General features: G+C 69.5%; 13 protein-coding genes and 1 tRNA gene. 10 read left to right on the plus strand and 4 right to left on the minus strand.

Translation table 11 applies throughout. From position 1 onward, the window contains the following. The first annotated feature begins 197 nt into the window (after window positions 1-197). The gene (locus ABD235_RS22510; protein ID WP_344177148.1) at window positions 198-2,075 is read left to right on the plus strand and encodes a phosphoenolpyruvate carboxykinase (GTP); all 1,878 of its coding nucleotides are present in this window, start codon (window positions 198-200) and stop codon (window positions 2,073-2,075) included. A gap of 142 nt (window positions 2,076-2,217) precedes the next feature. On the opposite strand, the gene ABD235_RS22515 is transcribed toward ABD235_RS22510, so the two are convergent. Further along, the gene (locus tag ABD235_RS22515) at window positions 2,218-2,451 is read right to left on the minus strand and encodes a hypothetical protein (RefSeq protein WP_344177150.1); all 234 of its coding nucleotides are present in this window, start codon (window positions 2,449-2,451) and stop codon (window positions 2,218-2,220) included. 146 nt (window positions 2,452-2,597) lie between these two features. On the opposite strand from ABD235_RS22515, the gene ABD235_RS22520 reads away from it, so the two are divergent. Further along, window positions 2,598-3,485 (plus strand): LLM class flavin-dependent oxidoreductase, encoded by an 888-nt coding sequence (locus tag ABD235_RS22520; RefSeq protein ID WP_344177153.1) that lies wholly within the window; start codon window positions 2,598-2,600, stop codon window positions 3,483-3,485. 44 nt (window positions 3,486-3,529) lie between these two features. Here ABD235_RS22520 and ABD235_RS22525 read toward each other — a convergent pair. Beyond that, a tRNA-Ser gene (locus tag ABD235_RS22525) sits at window positions 3,530-3,619 on the minus strand. A 298-nt stretch (window positions 3,620-3,917) separates the two neighbouring features. On the opposite strand from ABD235_RS22525, the gene ABD235_RS22530 reads away from it, so the two are divergent. Genes ABD235_RS22530 through ABD235_RS22545 form a run of 4 tightly spaced genes read left to right on the plus strand, consistent with a single transcriptional unit; the run spans window position 3,918 to window position 7,742 of the window. After that, window positions 3,918-5,468, plus strand: a complete 1,551-nt coding sequence (locus ABD235_RS22530) for an LCP family protein (protein WP_344177155.1) — start codon at window positions 3,918-3,920, stop codon at window positions 5,466-5,468. A gap of 47 nt (window positions 5,469-5,515) precedes the next feature. Next, window positions 5,516-5,974, plus strand: coding sequence for a hypothetical protein (locus tag ABD235_RS22535; protein WP_344177158.1), 459 nt, complete (start codon window positions 5,516-5,518; stop codon window positions 5,972-5,974). A gap of 42 nt (window positions 5,975-6,016) precedes the next feature. Then, complete coding sequence (locus ABD235_RS22540) at window positions 6,017-6,976, plus strand: acetylxylan esterase (protein ID WP_344177160.1); 960 nt, start codon at window positions 6,017-6,019, stop codon at window positions 6,974-6,976. Between the two features lie 19 nt (window positions 6,977-6,995). After that, on the plus strand, window positions 6,996-7,742 hold the full coding sequence (locus ABD235_RS22545) for an MBL fold metallo-hydrolase (RefSeq protein ID WP_344177162.1): 747 nt from the start codon (window positions 6,996-6,998) through the stop codon (window positions 7,740-7,742). Between the two features lie 64 nt (window positions 7,743-7,806). On the opposite strand, the gene ABD235_RS22550 is transcribed toward ABD235_RS22545, so the two are convergent. Next, a complete protein-coding gene (locus ABD235_RS22550; RefSeq protein ID WP_344177164.1) occupies window positions 7,807-8,673 on the minus strand; it encodes an HIRAN domain-containing protein in 867 nt (288 codons plus the stop codon). Window positions 8,674-8,904: 231 nt separating this feature from the next. Here ABD235_RS22550 and ilvA point away from each other — a divergent pair, with 231 nt between their 5' ends. The 4 genes from ilvA to ABD235_RS22570 all read left to right on the plus strand — a co-directional run bounded on the left by ilvA (window position 8,905) and on the right by ABD235_RS22570 (window position 12,723). Further along, window positions 8,905-10,176: a threonine ammonia-lyase IlvA gene (gene ilvA / locus ABD235_RS22555; protein ID WP_344177166.1), complete on the plus strand. Its 1,272-nt coding sequence runs from the start codon at window positions 8,905-8,907 to the stop codon at window positions 10,174-10,176. A 70-nt stretch (window positions 10,177-10,246) separates the two neighbouring features. Beyond that, window positions 10,247-10,522: a hypothetical protein gene (locus ABD235_RS22560; RefSeq protein ID WP_344177168.1), complete on the plus strand. Its 276-nt coding sequence runs from the start codon at window positions 10,247-10,249 to the stop codon at window positions 10,520-10,522. A gap of 6 nt (window positions 10,523-10,528) precedes the next feature. Continuing rightward, complete coding sequence (locus ABD235_RS22565; RefSeq protein ID WP_344177170.1) at window positions 10,529-12,055, plus strand: sensor histidine kinase; 1,527 nt, start codon at window positions 10,529-10,531, stop codon at window positions 12,053-12,055. Next, on the plus strand, window positions 12,052-12,723 hold the full coding sequence (locus ABD235_RS22570; protein WP_344177172.1) for a response regulator transcription factor: 672 nt from the start codon (window positions 12,052-12,054) through the stop codon (window positions 12,721-12,723). The genes ABD235_RS22565 and ABD235_RS22570 overlap by 4 nt, the downstream gene beginning before the upstream one ends. A 363-nt stretch (window positions 12,724-13,086) precedes the next feature. Here ABD235_RS22570 and ABD235_RS22575 read toward each other — a convergent pair whose 3' ends face one another. Then, on the minus strand, window positions 13,087-13,761 hold the full coding sequence (locus ABD235_RS22575) for a hypothetical protein (protein ID WP_344177175.1): 675 nt from the start codon (window positions 13,759-13,761) through the stop codon (window positions 13,087-13,089). Window positions 13,762-13,887 lie beyond the last annotated feature (126 nt).

Here is a 13,887-nt window from a genome sequence, read left to right on the forward strand (position 1 = left end):
TCCTGCACCGGCTACCGACAAGAAACTTCCGGCGGAAAGCGGTTGTCGGCAAAAGTTTGTGATCGGGCTCACGCACTCGCGGTTCTCAACACGCCACCAGGTCGCGTACCGTTAGTACCACTTGCACACTGGTATACGCCCACCGGAGTTACTGGTATGCGACCGATCACACCGCCGAACAGGGGAATGAGCCGCCGATGACGACCACCGCCAGCCCTGCCCAGACCGAGGAAGCGCTCAGTGTCGAGAGCTCCGCTGCACCGCACACCATCGACCTGACGAACGCCCCGACTGAGCACGAGGGCCTGCGGGCCTGGGTGGCCGAGGTCGCCGCGCTCACGCAGCCCGACCGGATCCACTGGGTCGACGGCAGCGACGCGGAGTACAAGAAGCTCACCGACGAGCTGATCGCGGCCGGCACGCTGGTCCGCCTGAACGACGAGAAGAAGCCGAACTCGTTCTGGGCCCGCACCGACCCCTCGGACGTCGCCCGCGTCGAGCAGCGCACGTTCATCTGCTCGGTCGACGAGGCCGACGCCGGTCCGACCAACAACTGGATGGACCCGGCCGAGATGAAGGCCCTGATGACCGACCTCTACCGGGGCAGCATGAAGGGCCGGACGATGTACGTCGTCCCGTTCTGCATGGGTCCGCTGAGCGCCGAGAAGCCGATGTTCGGCGTCGAGATCACCGACTCGGCGTACGTCGTCGCCTCGATGCGGATCATGGCCCGCACCGGCGCCGAGGTGCTCGCGAAGATGGGCGCGGACGCGCCGTACGTCCCGTGCCTGCACTCGGTCGGCGCGCCGCTCGAGCCGGGTCAGGCCGACGTGATGTGGCCGTGCAACGACGAGAAGTACATCGTCCAGTTCCCCGAGGAGCGGACGATCTGGTCCTACGGCTCCGGGTACGGCGGCAACTCGCTGCTGGGCAAGAAGTGCTACTCGCTGCGGATCGCGAGCGCGATGGCCCGTGACGAGGGCTGGCTGGCCGAGCACATGCTGATCCTGAAGCTGATCTCGCCGGAGAAGAAGGTGCACTACGTCGCGGCCGCGTTCCCGAGCGCCTGCGGCAAGACCAACCTGGCGATGCTCGACCCGACGCTGGACGGCTGGGAGGTCGAGACGCTCGGCGACGACATCGCCTGGATGCGCTTCGGCGAGGACGGCCGCTTGTACGCCGTGAACCCGGAGTTCGGCCTGTTCGGCGTCGCGCCGGGCACCGGCTGGAAGACCAACCCGAACGCGATGCGCACGATCGAGAAGGGCAACTCGGTCTTCACCAACGTCGCGCTGACCGACGACCGCGACGTCTGGTGGGAGGGCTACTCCGAGACCCCGCCGAACCACCTGACCGACTGGAAGGGCCGCGACTGGACGCCGGGCAACGGCGAGCTGTCCAGCCACCCGAACAGCCGGTTCTGCACGCCGATCCTGCAGTGCCCGATCATCGCCGACGAGTACGACGACCCGAACGGGGTCCCGATCTCGGCGATCATCTTCGGCGGCCGCCGGGCGACCACGGTCCCGCTGGTGACCGAGGCGCGCGACTGGCAGCACGGCGTGTTCATGGGCGCGACGCTGTCGTCGGAGACCACCGCGGCCGCGGTCGGCGAGGTCGGCGTGGTCCGGCGCGACCCGATGGCGATGCTGCCGTTCCTCGGCTACGACGCGGGCCAGTACCTGAACCACTGGCTGACGGTCGGCAAGGAGCACGATGACGCCTTGCTGCCGAAGGTGTTCTACGTGAACTGGTTCCGCAAGGACGAGGCGGGCAAGTTCGTCTGGCCGGGCTTCTCGGAGAACAGCCGGGTGCTCAAGTGGATGATCGACCGGATCGAGGGCCAGGCCGACGCGGTCGAGACCCCGATCGGTGCGGTGCCCACGCCCGACGCGCTGGACGTGAGCGGGCTGGAGCTGACGCCGGAGGCGCTGCAGGTCGCGCTGAACGTCGACGCCGAGGAGTGGAAGGCCGAGCTGCCGCTGATCGAGGAGTGGTTCGCCAAGCTCGGCGACACCGTCCCGGCCGAGCTGCGGCTCGAGCTGGACACCCTGCGCAGCCGCCTCGGCGCCTGACCCAGTACGCCGGCGGCTGACCGGAAGCCAGTACGCCGGAGAGCGCGAAGCGCCTCGTCCCCCACCAGGGGCGAGGCGTTTCGCCGTAGTGGGGTCAGTGGACAGGCGGGTGCATCGCCCGTCCACTGCCCCGGTCGGGGAGTCAGACGCGGGGTGGTGGAGCGATGCGGTCGAGCGCTACCCGTGCGGTGTGCTCCTGGCCGGTCGGCCCCTCGTACTGGACCAGGCCGACCCAGCCGTCCCCGCAGTGCAGCCGGCTGACCAGCCAGGCCGGTCGCCAGGCGCTGTCGACCCAGCAGGCGACATGCGCCGGGAGGGACAGCTGGAGGAACAAACGGAGGTCGTACACCTGCGGTCTGACGGCTGAATCCGTCACCGCCACCACACCCTTTCGTGAGGTCAAAGGCTTCGCCGAACGCCCGCTCCTCACCGCGGCCTCACCCGCCGGGCACCTCCCCAGTTACCCACCCCGAAACCCGGTCACACCTGCGGCACGCCCGTTGCCGCACATATGTTGGCCAGATGAAACTTGGAGTGATGTTGCCGGTCGGCGGGGACGACGGGCCGGACGGACAGATGCCCCGGTGGGCCGACACGCGCCGGATCGCGCTCGCGACCGAGGATGCCGGGCTGGACTCGGTCTGGCTCGCGGACCACTTCTTCTACCGCGACCCGAGCGGTACGACGTACGGGATGCAGGAGGCGTGGACGCTGCTGAGCGCGGTGGCGGCGGTGACCGAGAAGGTCGAGCTCGGCACGATGGTGCTCTGCTCGACGTTCCGTGACCCGGGGCTGGTCGCGCAGATGGCGACGACGCTCGACGACGTCTCCGGCGGCCGCGTGATCCTCGGCGTCGGCGCGGGCTGGCACGACCCGGAGTACGAGGCGTTCGGACTGCCGACCGACCACCGGGCGTCGCGGTTCGCGGAGTGGGTCGAGATCGTGGCGCGGCTGATCCGCGGCGAGACGGTCACGAAGAAGGGCACGTACTACACGGTGAACGAGGCCACGCTCGTGCCGCAGCCGGACCGGCGGATCCCGATCCTGATCGCTTCCCGGCAGCCGCGGATGCTGGACCTGACCGCGCAGTGGGCCGACCAGTGGAACACGGCCTGGTTCGGCGCGGTCGACGACAAGGTCCGCGGGCGGCTGGCGGACCTGGACGAGGCGCTGGCCCGGAACGACCGGCCGGCCGGCGCGGTGAGCAAGACGGTCGGGCTCACGATTCGCGACCCCGAGCAGCGCGACGCCGGCGACCCCAGCGGGTTCGCCGGCACGGTCGAGGAGCTGGCCGAGGTCTTCACGGCGTACGCCGAGCTCGGGGTCGAGCACCTGATCGTCGGGCTCGAGCCGGTGACGCCCCGCTCGGTCGAGCGGCTGGGCGAGGCGAAGGCTCTGGCCTTCGGCTGAAACGACAAGAGCCGCCAGCGGGTGCTGGCGGCTCTTTCGTACTGCGGAGGCGGCGGGATTTGAACCCGCGAGAGGGGATTACCCTCAACCCGCTTAGCAGGCGGGCGCCATCGACCGGACTAGGCGACGCCTCCTCCGACGGCCCCGTACGGGACACGACGACGGCCAAGACTATCCGGCCGGATGCCGTCGGAGCAAAGCGGGCACCCGGCGACCGGGCACGGCCGGGACCGGACGCCTTGGGAGTGTTGCCCGGGCCCCCTGTAATCTGGCCGAATCGACGGGGGTCGAAGCTCGAAGTCAACCGAGGAGGCCGTGACGGCGTCTGTACTACCGGGGAGCTGATCCCACCAGGTCATCAGCCTGCCCTCAGGGCCCGCGCGTCGCGGGTCCGCATCGCCGCCACCCGTCGTCGATCCAGGGAACGGAGCCATGTCGCGGAGCACTCGCGCAGCCGGTCGGAGGTCTGCACCCAAGGCCAGCCGGTCGCGCCACAAAGCGCACCGGGCCCGGACGGTCTCGAAGGCGATCGGCCTCACCCTGGTCAGCGCCCTGGTCCCCGGATCCGGGTTCCTGATGGGCGGCCGGACCAAGCTCGGCGCGTTCGTCATGACGCTCAGCGTCGGCCTGCTCGGCCTGGCGGCGTACATCGGTCTGACCAAGCGTGACGCGGTGCTGACGCTGGCCGTCGACCCGAGTCAGCTGCTGATCGCGACCGCCGCACTGGTCGTCCTGGGGCTGCTCTGGATCTGGATCGTGGTCGCCTCCCACAAGCTGCTCCGCCCGGTCAGCCTGACCGCGGTCGGCCGGCTGGCCGGCTCGGCGTTCGTCGGTCTGCTCTGCTTCGCCATCGCGGTACCCACCACCGTGGCGGCGCAATCGGTGATGGCCCAGCGCGACCTGGTCGGCAGCGTGTTCGCCTCCGAGGGCAACTCCAAGAGCGCGACCCGGCCGAAGGTCGAGGACAAGAAGGACCCCTGGGCGGACACGCCCCGGCTGAACCTCCTGCTGCTCGGCGCGGACGACGGCGCCGGCCGCGAGGGCACCCGGACCGACACCGTGATGGTCGCCAGCATCGACACCAAGACCGGCGACACCAAGCTGATCTCGCTCAGCCGGAACTGGATGCGGATGCCGTTCCCGGAGGACTCCCCGCTGCACAAGTTCTACCCGGACGGCTTCTACGATCCCGACGGCCCGGCCGAGCAGCCCGAGTTCTACCTCGACGCGATGTACCGGAACCTCCCGGCCGCCCACCCCGGCGCGCTCGGCGCGTCCGACAACGAGGGCGCCGACGTGCTGAAGGTCTCGGCCGGCGCGGCGCTCGGCCTGGACATCGACTACTACATGCAGGTCAACCTCAAGGGCTTCGAGTCGATCGTCGACGCGCTCGGCGGGATCTCGGTCAACATCAACTACAAGGTGCCGATCGGCGGCGACTACAAGGGTCCGGGCTCGGGCGACGACATCCTGCCGAAGGACTACCTGCAGCCCGGTCCGGACCAGAAGCTGAACGGCCACGACGCGCTCTGGTTCGCGCGCGGCCGCTACGGCCTGGACGACGCATCCCGGCAGGAGCGCCAGCGCTGCACGATCCACGCGATCGTCAACAGCGCCAACCCGAAGACCCTGGTGACCAAGTACCAGCAGATCGCGTCGGCCAGCAAGAAGCTGCTGCAGACCGACATCCCGCAGGAGATCCTGCCGGCCTTCATCGAGCTCGGGCTCAAGGTGAAGGGCGCCAAGGTCACCAACATCGACCTGGACAAGAAGAAGAACTTCCCCAGCGGCCAGAACCCGAACTACGAGGCGATGGCGGAGATCGTCCAGAACGCGATCGCGGGCAAGAAGCCGGTCGCCTCCACCACCGGTACGCCGACCCGCAAGCCGTCCGGCGGCAAGTCGAACACGCCGGTCAAGCCGCCGGCCGGTGGCACCGAGGACCTCAGCGACGCCTGCGCGTACCACCCGGCCAACCCCTGACCGACCCGCTGCGCCGGCCGCGCCGTACCGGGTGAGATCCTGGCGTGATGCGTACGACGTACCGGATGCGGGCAGGACGGTTCCTCGGAGTCCTGGCCGCCGGCTTGATCCTGCTCGGCCTGGCCGCGATCGCGTGGGCGGTCGGGCTGCCGGACGCGGTGGTGGGTGTGTTCCTGGTACTCGGCGGGCTGGTCGCGCTGGCCGGGCTGTGGATCCTGCTCCGGCCGCCGGTGCTGCTGAAGCTCGGCAAGGAGCAGATCGAGGTCCGCGGCGTGAAGACCGACTGGACCGACATCACCGAGGTCGGCCGGGTCGAGACCACGCACGGCGAGGCCGTCGTACTGCGGACCAAGCACCAGGACAGCTCGATCCTGATCCCGGTTTCCTGGCTGCCGCCGGGGCAGGACGAGAAGCTCGCGACGGATCTGCGGGACCGGCTGAACTCCGCGCACGGCTACACCATCTGGGACGGCACTGCCGGTGAGGACGCCGATCGCGCAGAATGATCCGTGGTGGATTTTGTCCGGATCTGAGCGAAGGAGTCGCCCGTGCTGTCGTTCGAGCTGTCTGCCGAGGAACTGAGCGTCTACCAGGGCACCAACCCGCGCCCGGACGACTTCGACCAGTTCTGGGAGAAGGCGCTGGCCGAGCTGGCCGGGACCGACGCCGAGGAGTCGTTCGTCGACGCGACGGACTTCCCGCTGACCACGGCGACCGCGCAGCACCTGTACTTCAACGGCACCGGCGGCTACCGCGTGCACGCCAAGGTGATCCGCCCGCAGCAGCCGACCGGTCCGGCCGTCCTGATGTTTCACGGGTACGGCGGCGAGCAGCCGCGCTGGGTCGACCTGCTGCCGTACGCCGCCCGTGGGTTCACCGTCGCGGCGCTGGACGTGCGTGAGCAGGTCGGCTTCCGCACCGAGTCCCAGGAGCCGAACAGCTTCAGCCTGCACAACCACCTGGTCCACGGGCTCGACGGCGGACCGGACAGCCTGCTCTACAAGCACGTCTTCCTCGACACCCGCCGGCTGGCCGACCTCATCCGCGCGCTGCCCGACGTCGACGCCTCGCGCGTCGCCGCGACCGGCTGGAGCCAGGGCGGCGGTCTGACGCTGGTCTGCGCCGCGCTGACGCCGGAGATCAAGTACGCCGCCAGCGTGTACCCGTTCCTCACCGACTACCAGCGCGCCTGGGAGCTCAACCTGGAGCGCGGCCCGTACGACGAGATCACCACCTGGTTCAAGAAGCGCGACCCGCGGCACCTGCGCGAGCAGGAGGTCTTCACGACCCTCGGCTACATCGACGTCCAGAACCTGGCGCCGCGGATCCAGGCCGAGGTCACCCTGTTCACCGGCCTCGAGGACCAGGTCTGCCCGCCCTCCACGCAGTACGCGATCTACAACAAGCTCACCGGCGTGAAGGAGATCCGGACCTACCCGGACCTCGGCCACGACGACCTGCCGGGCGCGCACGACGACATCTACCAACTGATCGGCAGCAAGCTCTGAGCACTCACGGCGGCCGGCAATGACCGCCCTCACCGTTCTCGGCACCGCGGCCCCTTATCCCCTGCCGGATCGGCCCTGCTCGGGCTACCTCGTGCAGGGTGGGGGCGCCCAGGTCTGGATGGACACCGGCCCTGGCTCACTGGCTGAGCTGCTCCGCTACACGACGCTCGACCAGCTCGACGCGGTCTGGATCTCCCACCTGCATCTGGACCACGTCGGCGACCTGCTCAACGCCTACTACGCCTTGGCGTACGGGCTGCTGCCGCCACTGGCTCGGCCGTTGCCGGTCTACGCGCCTGCTGCGTTGGGGAAGCGCCTGGCCGGGTTCTTCGAGCAGGAGGACGCCGGATTCGTCAGCGACGTGCTGGAGCTGCGGGAGCTAACCGATGGGCTCTCGGTGCAGCTGGGTGGGCTGGAGTTGCTGAGCCGGGCAGTGGAGCACGGCTGCGACGCCTACGGGCTGCGGGCGTCTGCCGAAGGCAGGTCGTTGGCGTACTCCGGGGACTGCGCGCCCTGCCCAGCACTCGACGAGCTGGCCGCCGATGCGGATCTGCTGCTGTGCGAGGCGGACTCCGGCGAGGAGGCCGCGGTGCACCACACCCCTGAGCAGGCCGGAGCGCTTGCTCGGCGTACCGGCGTACGGCGGTTGGTCGTGACGCACGTCGGTCCGTCGCTGCGTCCTGCGGAGGCCACCGCGAGGGCCGCCGAGGTGTTCGGCGGCCCCACGGTGTGTGCGGAGGTCGGTCAGACCCTTGACCCCTGGTAGGCCCGCAGCACCCGCCACCACCTGACTGCTTGGTGAGTACTGCGCGTCCGCCGTTGGTCTGCGGTCAGTTCGCTTCCTTGCCGGCCCAGTAGTGCCAGGTGGGGGAAGCGACTGGGGATCGGGTCAGACCGTCCGGCCAGGTGGCCGGCAGGTCGTGACTCCGGGCCGCGTAGAGGATCACCTCCGAGGCGAATCGATCACCGCGTACGGCGACCCGGGCGGCCGTCTCCGCCCGCATGTCGGCGAGGTAGTGGATGGCCGGCAGGAACTCCGCGCTGAGCCGCGGACTGAGCCGGCCCACCGGTTCGTCGTCCAGCCGGACCTCGACCACCACCTGGTGGCGGTCGTTGATGCCGTCGTCCTCCTCGACGGCATGCATCGTCCCGTACGCCCAGCACTCGCCTTCCGGCCGGAAGAACGGTGCCAGCACGTCCGGATGCACCTCGCTGCCCGGGACCACGATCCCGCTGCCGGGCGGCAGCACGTGGTAGCTCCCGGGCGGTGGCAGGTTGACCGGGACCAGCATGTGTGGCTGGCCCAGTGCGATCGCCACACTGGCGTGGAACTCGGTGCCCTGGGTGCCCTTGCCTTCCCAGTCCGCCGGCTCCCACTCACTGACCCACAGGTGGCAAGGGACCTGCGGTTGCAGGCCCTGCGCCACCAGTTCTGACAGCACCGGGTGATACCGGTGCGCGTCGTCCCTCGGCAGGTAGCCGACCACCTTGCCCTGCACCCGGACAGCGATCGAGCGCGGGTCGAAGCGGTTGTGCGGTTCCGGGACGAGATCCGCGTCGGTGTCCAGGTCTGCTCCTCGCGCTGGGATGGGATCGGGGAACAGGCTGCGAATCGCCTGCTCGTGCGGGGCTTCCCGCACGACTTCCTGACCACACCACAGGGCGTCTCCCCACAGACTGAACGGAATCAGTTCCATGCGTTGCCCTCCAGTCCCCGTTGACCGGTTTACTCGGCTCATCCCGTCCAGAGCCCTGGCCGTTACACCGAGTGAGCGTATGAGAACTAGACTGCCCAGCCGAACCCCTTTTCACGCATGAAAAACGGACCTGAAATCCAACGGTGTCCGCTCGTCCGTAGTGTGGACTCAGCGCGTCTTGGGCTGCGGGAAAAACGGTGAATCACGTGCAGATGCACGGGAAGGAACGTCATGCAGGGCAGTGAAACAGTCGCTCGATCGATCGTCGACGCAAGCGCCGTGGAGCAGGCCGTCGGCCGGCTCGACGGCGTCGCGCTGCGCACTCCCCTGCAACGCAACCCGCGACTCTCCGCACGCACCGGCGCCGACGTCTGGCTGAAACGCGAGGACCTGCAGATCGGCCGTTCGTACAAGCTGCGCGGGGCCTACAACCTGATCGCCCAGCTGTCCGACGCGGAGAAGAAGGCCGGCGTCGTCTGCGCCTCCGCGGGAAACCACGGCCAGGGTCTCGCGTACTCGTGCCACGCGCTCGGCGTGCACGGCCGCGTCTACGTGCCGCGGACGACGCCGCGCCAGAAGCGCGATCGCATCGCCGCGCTCGGCGGATCGCAGGTCGAGGTGATCATCACCGGCGACTCGTACGACGACGCGGCCGCGGCCGCACTGGCCGAAGCCGCGGCGACGGGGGCGACGCTGGTGCCGGCGTTCGACGACCCGCGAACCGTTGCCGGGCAAGGGACTGTGGCCGTCGAGCTGGTCGAGCAGCTGGGCCAGGCGCCCGACGTACTGGTGGTTCCGGTGGGTGGCGGCGGGCTCATCGCCGGTGTCGCGACGTACCTGGCGGAGCGGCATCCCGGCGTACGGATCGTCGGGGTCGAGCCCGCTGGTGCGGCGAGCATGGCTGCCGCGTTGGCCGCGGGTGAGCCGGTGACGTTGGAGCAGCTGGACAGCTTCGTCGACGGCGCCGCCGTACGGCGGGTTGGTGCTGTCACGCTGCCGCTGGTGGCTGCTGCCGAGGTCGAGATGACATCGGTGCCGGAGGGGCTGGTCTGCTCGGAGATGCTCGAGCTCTACCAGACCGATGGCCTGATCGCTGAGCCTGCTGGGGCTTTGTCGGCTGCTGCGCTGGGCCGTGCCGTCGCGGTCAAGCCTGGTGAGACGGTCGTCTGCCTGCTCTCGGGTGGGAACAACGACGTCAGCCGGTACGGCGAGATCCTCGAGCGGTCGCTGGTGCACGAAGGGCTCAAGCACTACTTCCTGGTGACGTTCCCGCAGGAGCCGGGCGCGCTGCGGCAGTTCCTCGACCAGGTGCTCGGGATCGACGACGACATCACGCTGTTCGAGTACGTGAAGCGGAACAACCGGGAGACCGGGGTCGCACTGGTCGGGATCGAGATCGGGCGGCCGGGTGACCTGGCCGGGCTGCTGGAGCGGATGGAGGCGGCGCCGCTGACGATCGAGCGGATCGATCCGGGGTCGCCGGAGTTCCGGTTCCTGATCTGAGCCTGTAGTGATGAGAGTTCTGTAATGTTCGGCTCATGCGGTTCTTCGGGAGGGATCGCAGGCTGTGAACATGCGATCTCCACGCCTGATCTACCTGGCTGTTGCCGTGGTGCTGGCAGTGGCCGGATTCGCGCTGACCCAGTACGTCGCCGGCCGCTCGTCGCCGGGGCTCGGGGACACGGTCGTCGTACCGGCCGGCTCGTCGGCGTCCGTCCCGCCGCCGACGACCGCGACGCCGTCGAAGCCGGGGGCGGATCCGGTGACGCCGGGCAGCCCGCGGACCGCCGGCGATGACGACGACCGCGACGACGACGGCATTGACGACGACCTGGACGACGATGACTGAGCCCCGGTGGTCTTCCTGACGCGGCGGTGGGCTGACGACGGGGTCAGTGCGCGGGTGCGGATCATCGGGTGGATGCTGGCGGTGCTCGCGCTCGCCCTCGCCGCGGTGGTCTTCCTGACCTGGCAGGTGCTCTCGGCCCGCTCCGACGCGTCCGCCGACGCCGAACTGACCCACGAGTCGACCAAGTTCCACGCGTACGCCGGCTCGCCGACCGCCGCTCCGTTCGACACCCCGGAGAAGCTGCTCGACCACTGGTTGCAGGTGAATCTCCCGGACACCTCCGAGGCCTTCTTCACGATCGTCGACGGCCGTGCGTCCCGCCGCAGCCTCGGCACTCCACCCGCGCGGCTCGACACCGACCTCGCGTTCGTCCAGCGAATCTCGTCCAGCACCACCCCGCAGTACGGGTGGGTGAACAGCACCGCCGGCAAAGTGCGGTACGGCGTGATCCCGGTGCAGGTCGGCTCGCAGCCGGTGCGTGCCCAGTTGGTGATGCTGGAGTTCCGCGACCTGATGACGCAGCCGCTCGAGGACGCGACGAAGGCGCTCGCACTGATCGGGGTCGCCACGCTCGCGATGGCGGCCGGCGCGTGCTGGATCGTCACCGGGCGCGTCCTCGCGCCGATTCGCGCCGTACGGACAACCGCCGAGCAGATCGGCGAGTCCGACCTGCGCCGCAGAATCGATGTCGTGGGCAACGATGATGTGGCGCAACTGGCCCGCACCTTCAACACGATGCTGGACCGGTTGGAGACCGCGTTCGTCGCGCAACGCGAGTTCGTCGACAACGCCGGGCACGAGCTGCGGACGCCGATCACGGTGATCCGCGGGCACCTGGAGCTGATGAGCGACGACCCGGTCGATCGCGAGGAGACCCGGGCGCTGGTGCTGGACGAACTGGCCAGGATGAACCGCATGGTCGACGATCTGCTGGTACTCGCGAAGAGCGGGCGGCCGGACTTCCTGAAGCTGGAGGAGGTCAACCTGACCGAACTCGTCGTCGAAGTGGTCGCCAAGGCTCGCCCGTTGGCCGATCGTGCGTGGCGTGTTGACGAAACCGCCGACACGACGATGGTCGCGGACGGGCAGCGCCTTACTCAGGCGCTGATGCAGCTGGCCTCCAATGCTGTGCGCCATACGACTTCAGACGACCGGATCGCCCTGGGTTCGCGGGTGCAAGAGCCGGGTGCGGCTCACTCTGATCCTGGGGGCAGCTCCGGGCCTGGCTCGGCGCCCCGCTCTGGGGCCGGCTCGGAGCGCACCTGCCGCACCGACTGCCCTGGGGGTGCTCATGTCCACCTGTGGGTCGCCGACTCCGGCGAGGGAGTGGCGCCCGGGGACCGCGAGCGGATCTTCGAGAGATTTGCCCGAGGCAACGATCAGGTCCGCACCGACGGCGCGGGGCTGGGGTTGGCGATCGTGCGTTCGATCGCGCAGGCCCACGGCGGCGACGTACTGCTCGCCGATGACGACCACCCTGGTGCACGGTTCGAGCTCGTGCTGCCGTTGACACCGACCGAGGGGAACTCATGACGAACCGGATCCTGATCGCCGAGGACGAGGACCGGATCGCCTCCTTCGTCGAACGCGGCCTGCGCAGCAACGGCTTCATCACCACCGTCGTCGCCGACGGCGAATCGGCGTACCAGGAAGCCGTCAGCGGCGCGTACGACCTGCTGCTGCTCGACATCGGCCTGCCGAAGGTCGACGGCTTCACCGTCCTGCGCCGCCTCCGCGAGGCGCGGGTGAGCATGCCGGTCGTCATCCTGACCGCCCGCGACAGCGTCCGCGACACCGTCGCCGGCCTCGAAAGCGGCGCCGACGACTACATCGCCAAACCGTTCGCCTTCGAGGAACTCCTGGCCCGCGTCCGCCTCCGCCTCCGCAGCGACGGCTCCGGTACGGCGGACGCGACCATCCTCCAGGTCGGCGACCTCAGCCTCGACCTCCGCACCCGCCGCGCTTCCATCGACGGCAACACCATCGACCTCACCGCCCGCGAGTTCCTCCTCGCCGAAGTCTTCTGCCGCCACCCCGACCAGGTCCTCTCCCGCGAACAACTCCTCTCCCAGGTCTGGGGCTTCGACTTCGACCCCGGCTCCAACGTCGTCGACGTCTACATCCGCTACCTCCGCAAGAAGCTCGGCCCCGACCGCATCCAAACCATCCGAGGCATGGGCTACCGCCTCCGCACCAACTGAGCCCGCCGGGCCACACCTGTCCACGGCCTCAGCCGGGATCCCCCGCCTCGCCCGCTCCGCGCCCCACACTCACAGCACGCCTACACAGCCGGCGCTTTCAGCTGCCCGGCGTCGCCACGCGGGCACCTCCGCAGTCCGCACCCTGAGCCGCGCCGCCTTCACCCGGCAAGCCCGCCGCGCCCGTCCGCTGCCGGCCACACACCTACCCGCACCGCACCAGCCGACTAGCCTTCCACCCGCCCAGGCGTGCACCGGCCCCGCGGGAGCTTGGGGTTCGCTTCCGGTCGACCCCCGTGTGGACCAGTTCCAGCGGGACCGATGTCTCATCCGCTGCCGGTCGCCCGTCGACGACCAGCAGGCAACTCAGCGGGGCGGTGCCGCGTGCTTGGGACTTTGCTCCGACCCAGCAGCTTCCGCACGCATGCCGTCCGGCGTACCACCGAACTGCTCGGAATTCATGTCAGCAGGACACCCGTCACCTTGCTCGTCGACCTGAACAACGTCCCGCTGCGAATCCACAGCCCCAAGACGCCCGTCCCGCCGACCCGATCCGTCCGCGCCGGAAACTGCCGGGCCGCCGCCGTCCGCTGAATGGGCGACAGCACCGGGCTCGACCTGGTCATCGGTGGCACCGAGCATGGGCTGATCGGCTGTGTCAGGCGTCGACCGGGTCTCCACCCGGTTCCGCTCAGCCTCCCGAGCACGGCCTGCGTCGGTACCCCAGCTCGCCGTGTCCGGAGAGGTGTCCCGCGCGTCGGCATTCCGCGTGGCACCGTCTCGCACGACGCCGTCCTGCGCGATGCCGTCCCGTGCACGACCGTCACTCCGCCCGGCCTGGGCCTCGCGGGCCCGGGCGTCGACCTCGTCGGCTGCGGCCTGTTGCTTGTTCGCGTGGGCTGCCGCGACCTCGGCCTGCTGTTCGTGTTCCTGCGCGAGCTGTTCGTTGTGGCGCCGCTTCGAGTTCTTGGCGGCACCGGCGAGCAGCGCGAGCACGATCACCACGGCGGCCAGGCCCACGACGATCCACAGGACGGTCATTCCGTCCATCTGTCCTCCTCGGCTCGATATCCGCCGTCACCGGTACCCGGGCCGCACCCAGCACTAACACGCCGGGCGCCGAGGGCCCGGCCGTCGCGACGTCCTGGATGCGACCCGCACCGACGA

It is taken from the genome of Kribbella lupini, assembly GCF_039529595.1.
Classification (GTDB): Bacteria; Actinomycetota; Actinomycetes; order Propionibacteriales; family Kribbellaceae; genus Kribbella; species Kribbella lupini.

Bases quoted from the DNA above. Each gene is read 5' to 3' on its own strand.
- ABD235_RS22510 (WP_344177148.1), top strand. From the start codon at position 198: ATGACGACCACCGCCAGCCCTGCCCAGACCGAGGAAGCGCTCAGTGTC.
- ABD235_RS22520 (WP_344177153.1), top strand. From the start codon at position 2,598: ATGAAACTTGGAGTGATGTTGCCGGTCGGCGGGGACGACGGGCCGGAC.
- ABD235_RS22530 (WP_344177155.1), top strand. From the start codon at position 3,918: ATGTCGCGGAGCACTCGCGCAGCCGGTCGGAGGTCTGCACCCAAGGCC.
- ABD235_RS22535 (WP_344177158.1), top strand. From the start codon at position 5,516: ATGCGTACGACGTACCGGATGCGGGCAGGACGGTTCCTCGGAGTCCTG.
- ABD235_RS22545 (WP_344177162.1), top strand. From the start codon at position 6,996: ATGACCGCCCTCACCGTTCTCGGCACCGCGGCCCCTTATCCCCTGCCG.
- ABD235_RS22550 (WP_344177164.1), bottom strand. From the start codon at position 8,673: ATGGAACTGATTCCGTTCAGTCTGTGGGGAGACGCCCTGTGGTGTGGT.
- ilvA (WP_344177166.1), top strand. From the start codon at position 8,905: ATGCAGGGCAGTGAAACAGTCGCTCGATCGATCGTCGACGCAAGCGCC.
- ABD235_RS22560 (WP_344177168.1), top strand. From the start codon at position 10,247: ATGCGATCTCCACGCCTGATCTACCTGGCTGTTGCCGTGGTGCTGGCA.
- ABD235_RS22570 (WP_344177172.1), top strand. From the start codon at position 12,052: ATGACGAACCGGATCCTGATCGCCGAGGACGAGGACCGGATCGCCTCC.
- ABD235_RS22575 (WP_344177175.1), bottom strand. From the start codon at position 13,761: ATGACCGTCCTGTGGATCGTCGTGGGCCTGGCCGCCGTGGTGATCGTG.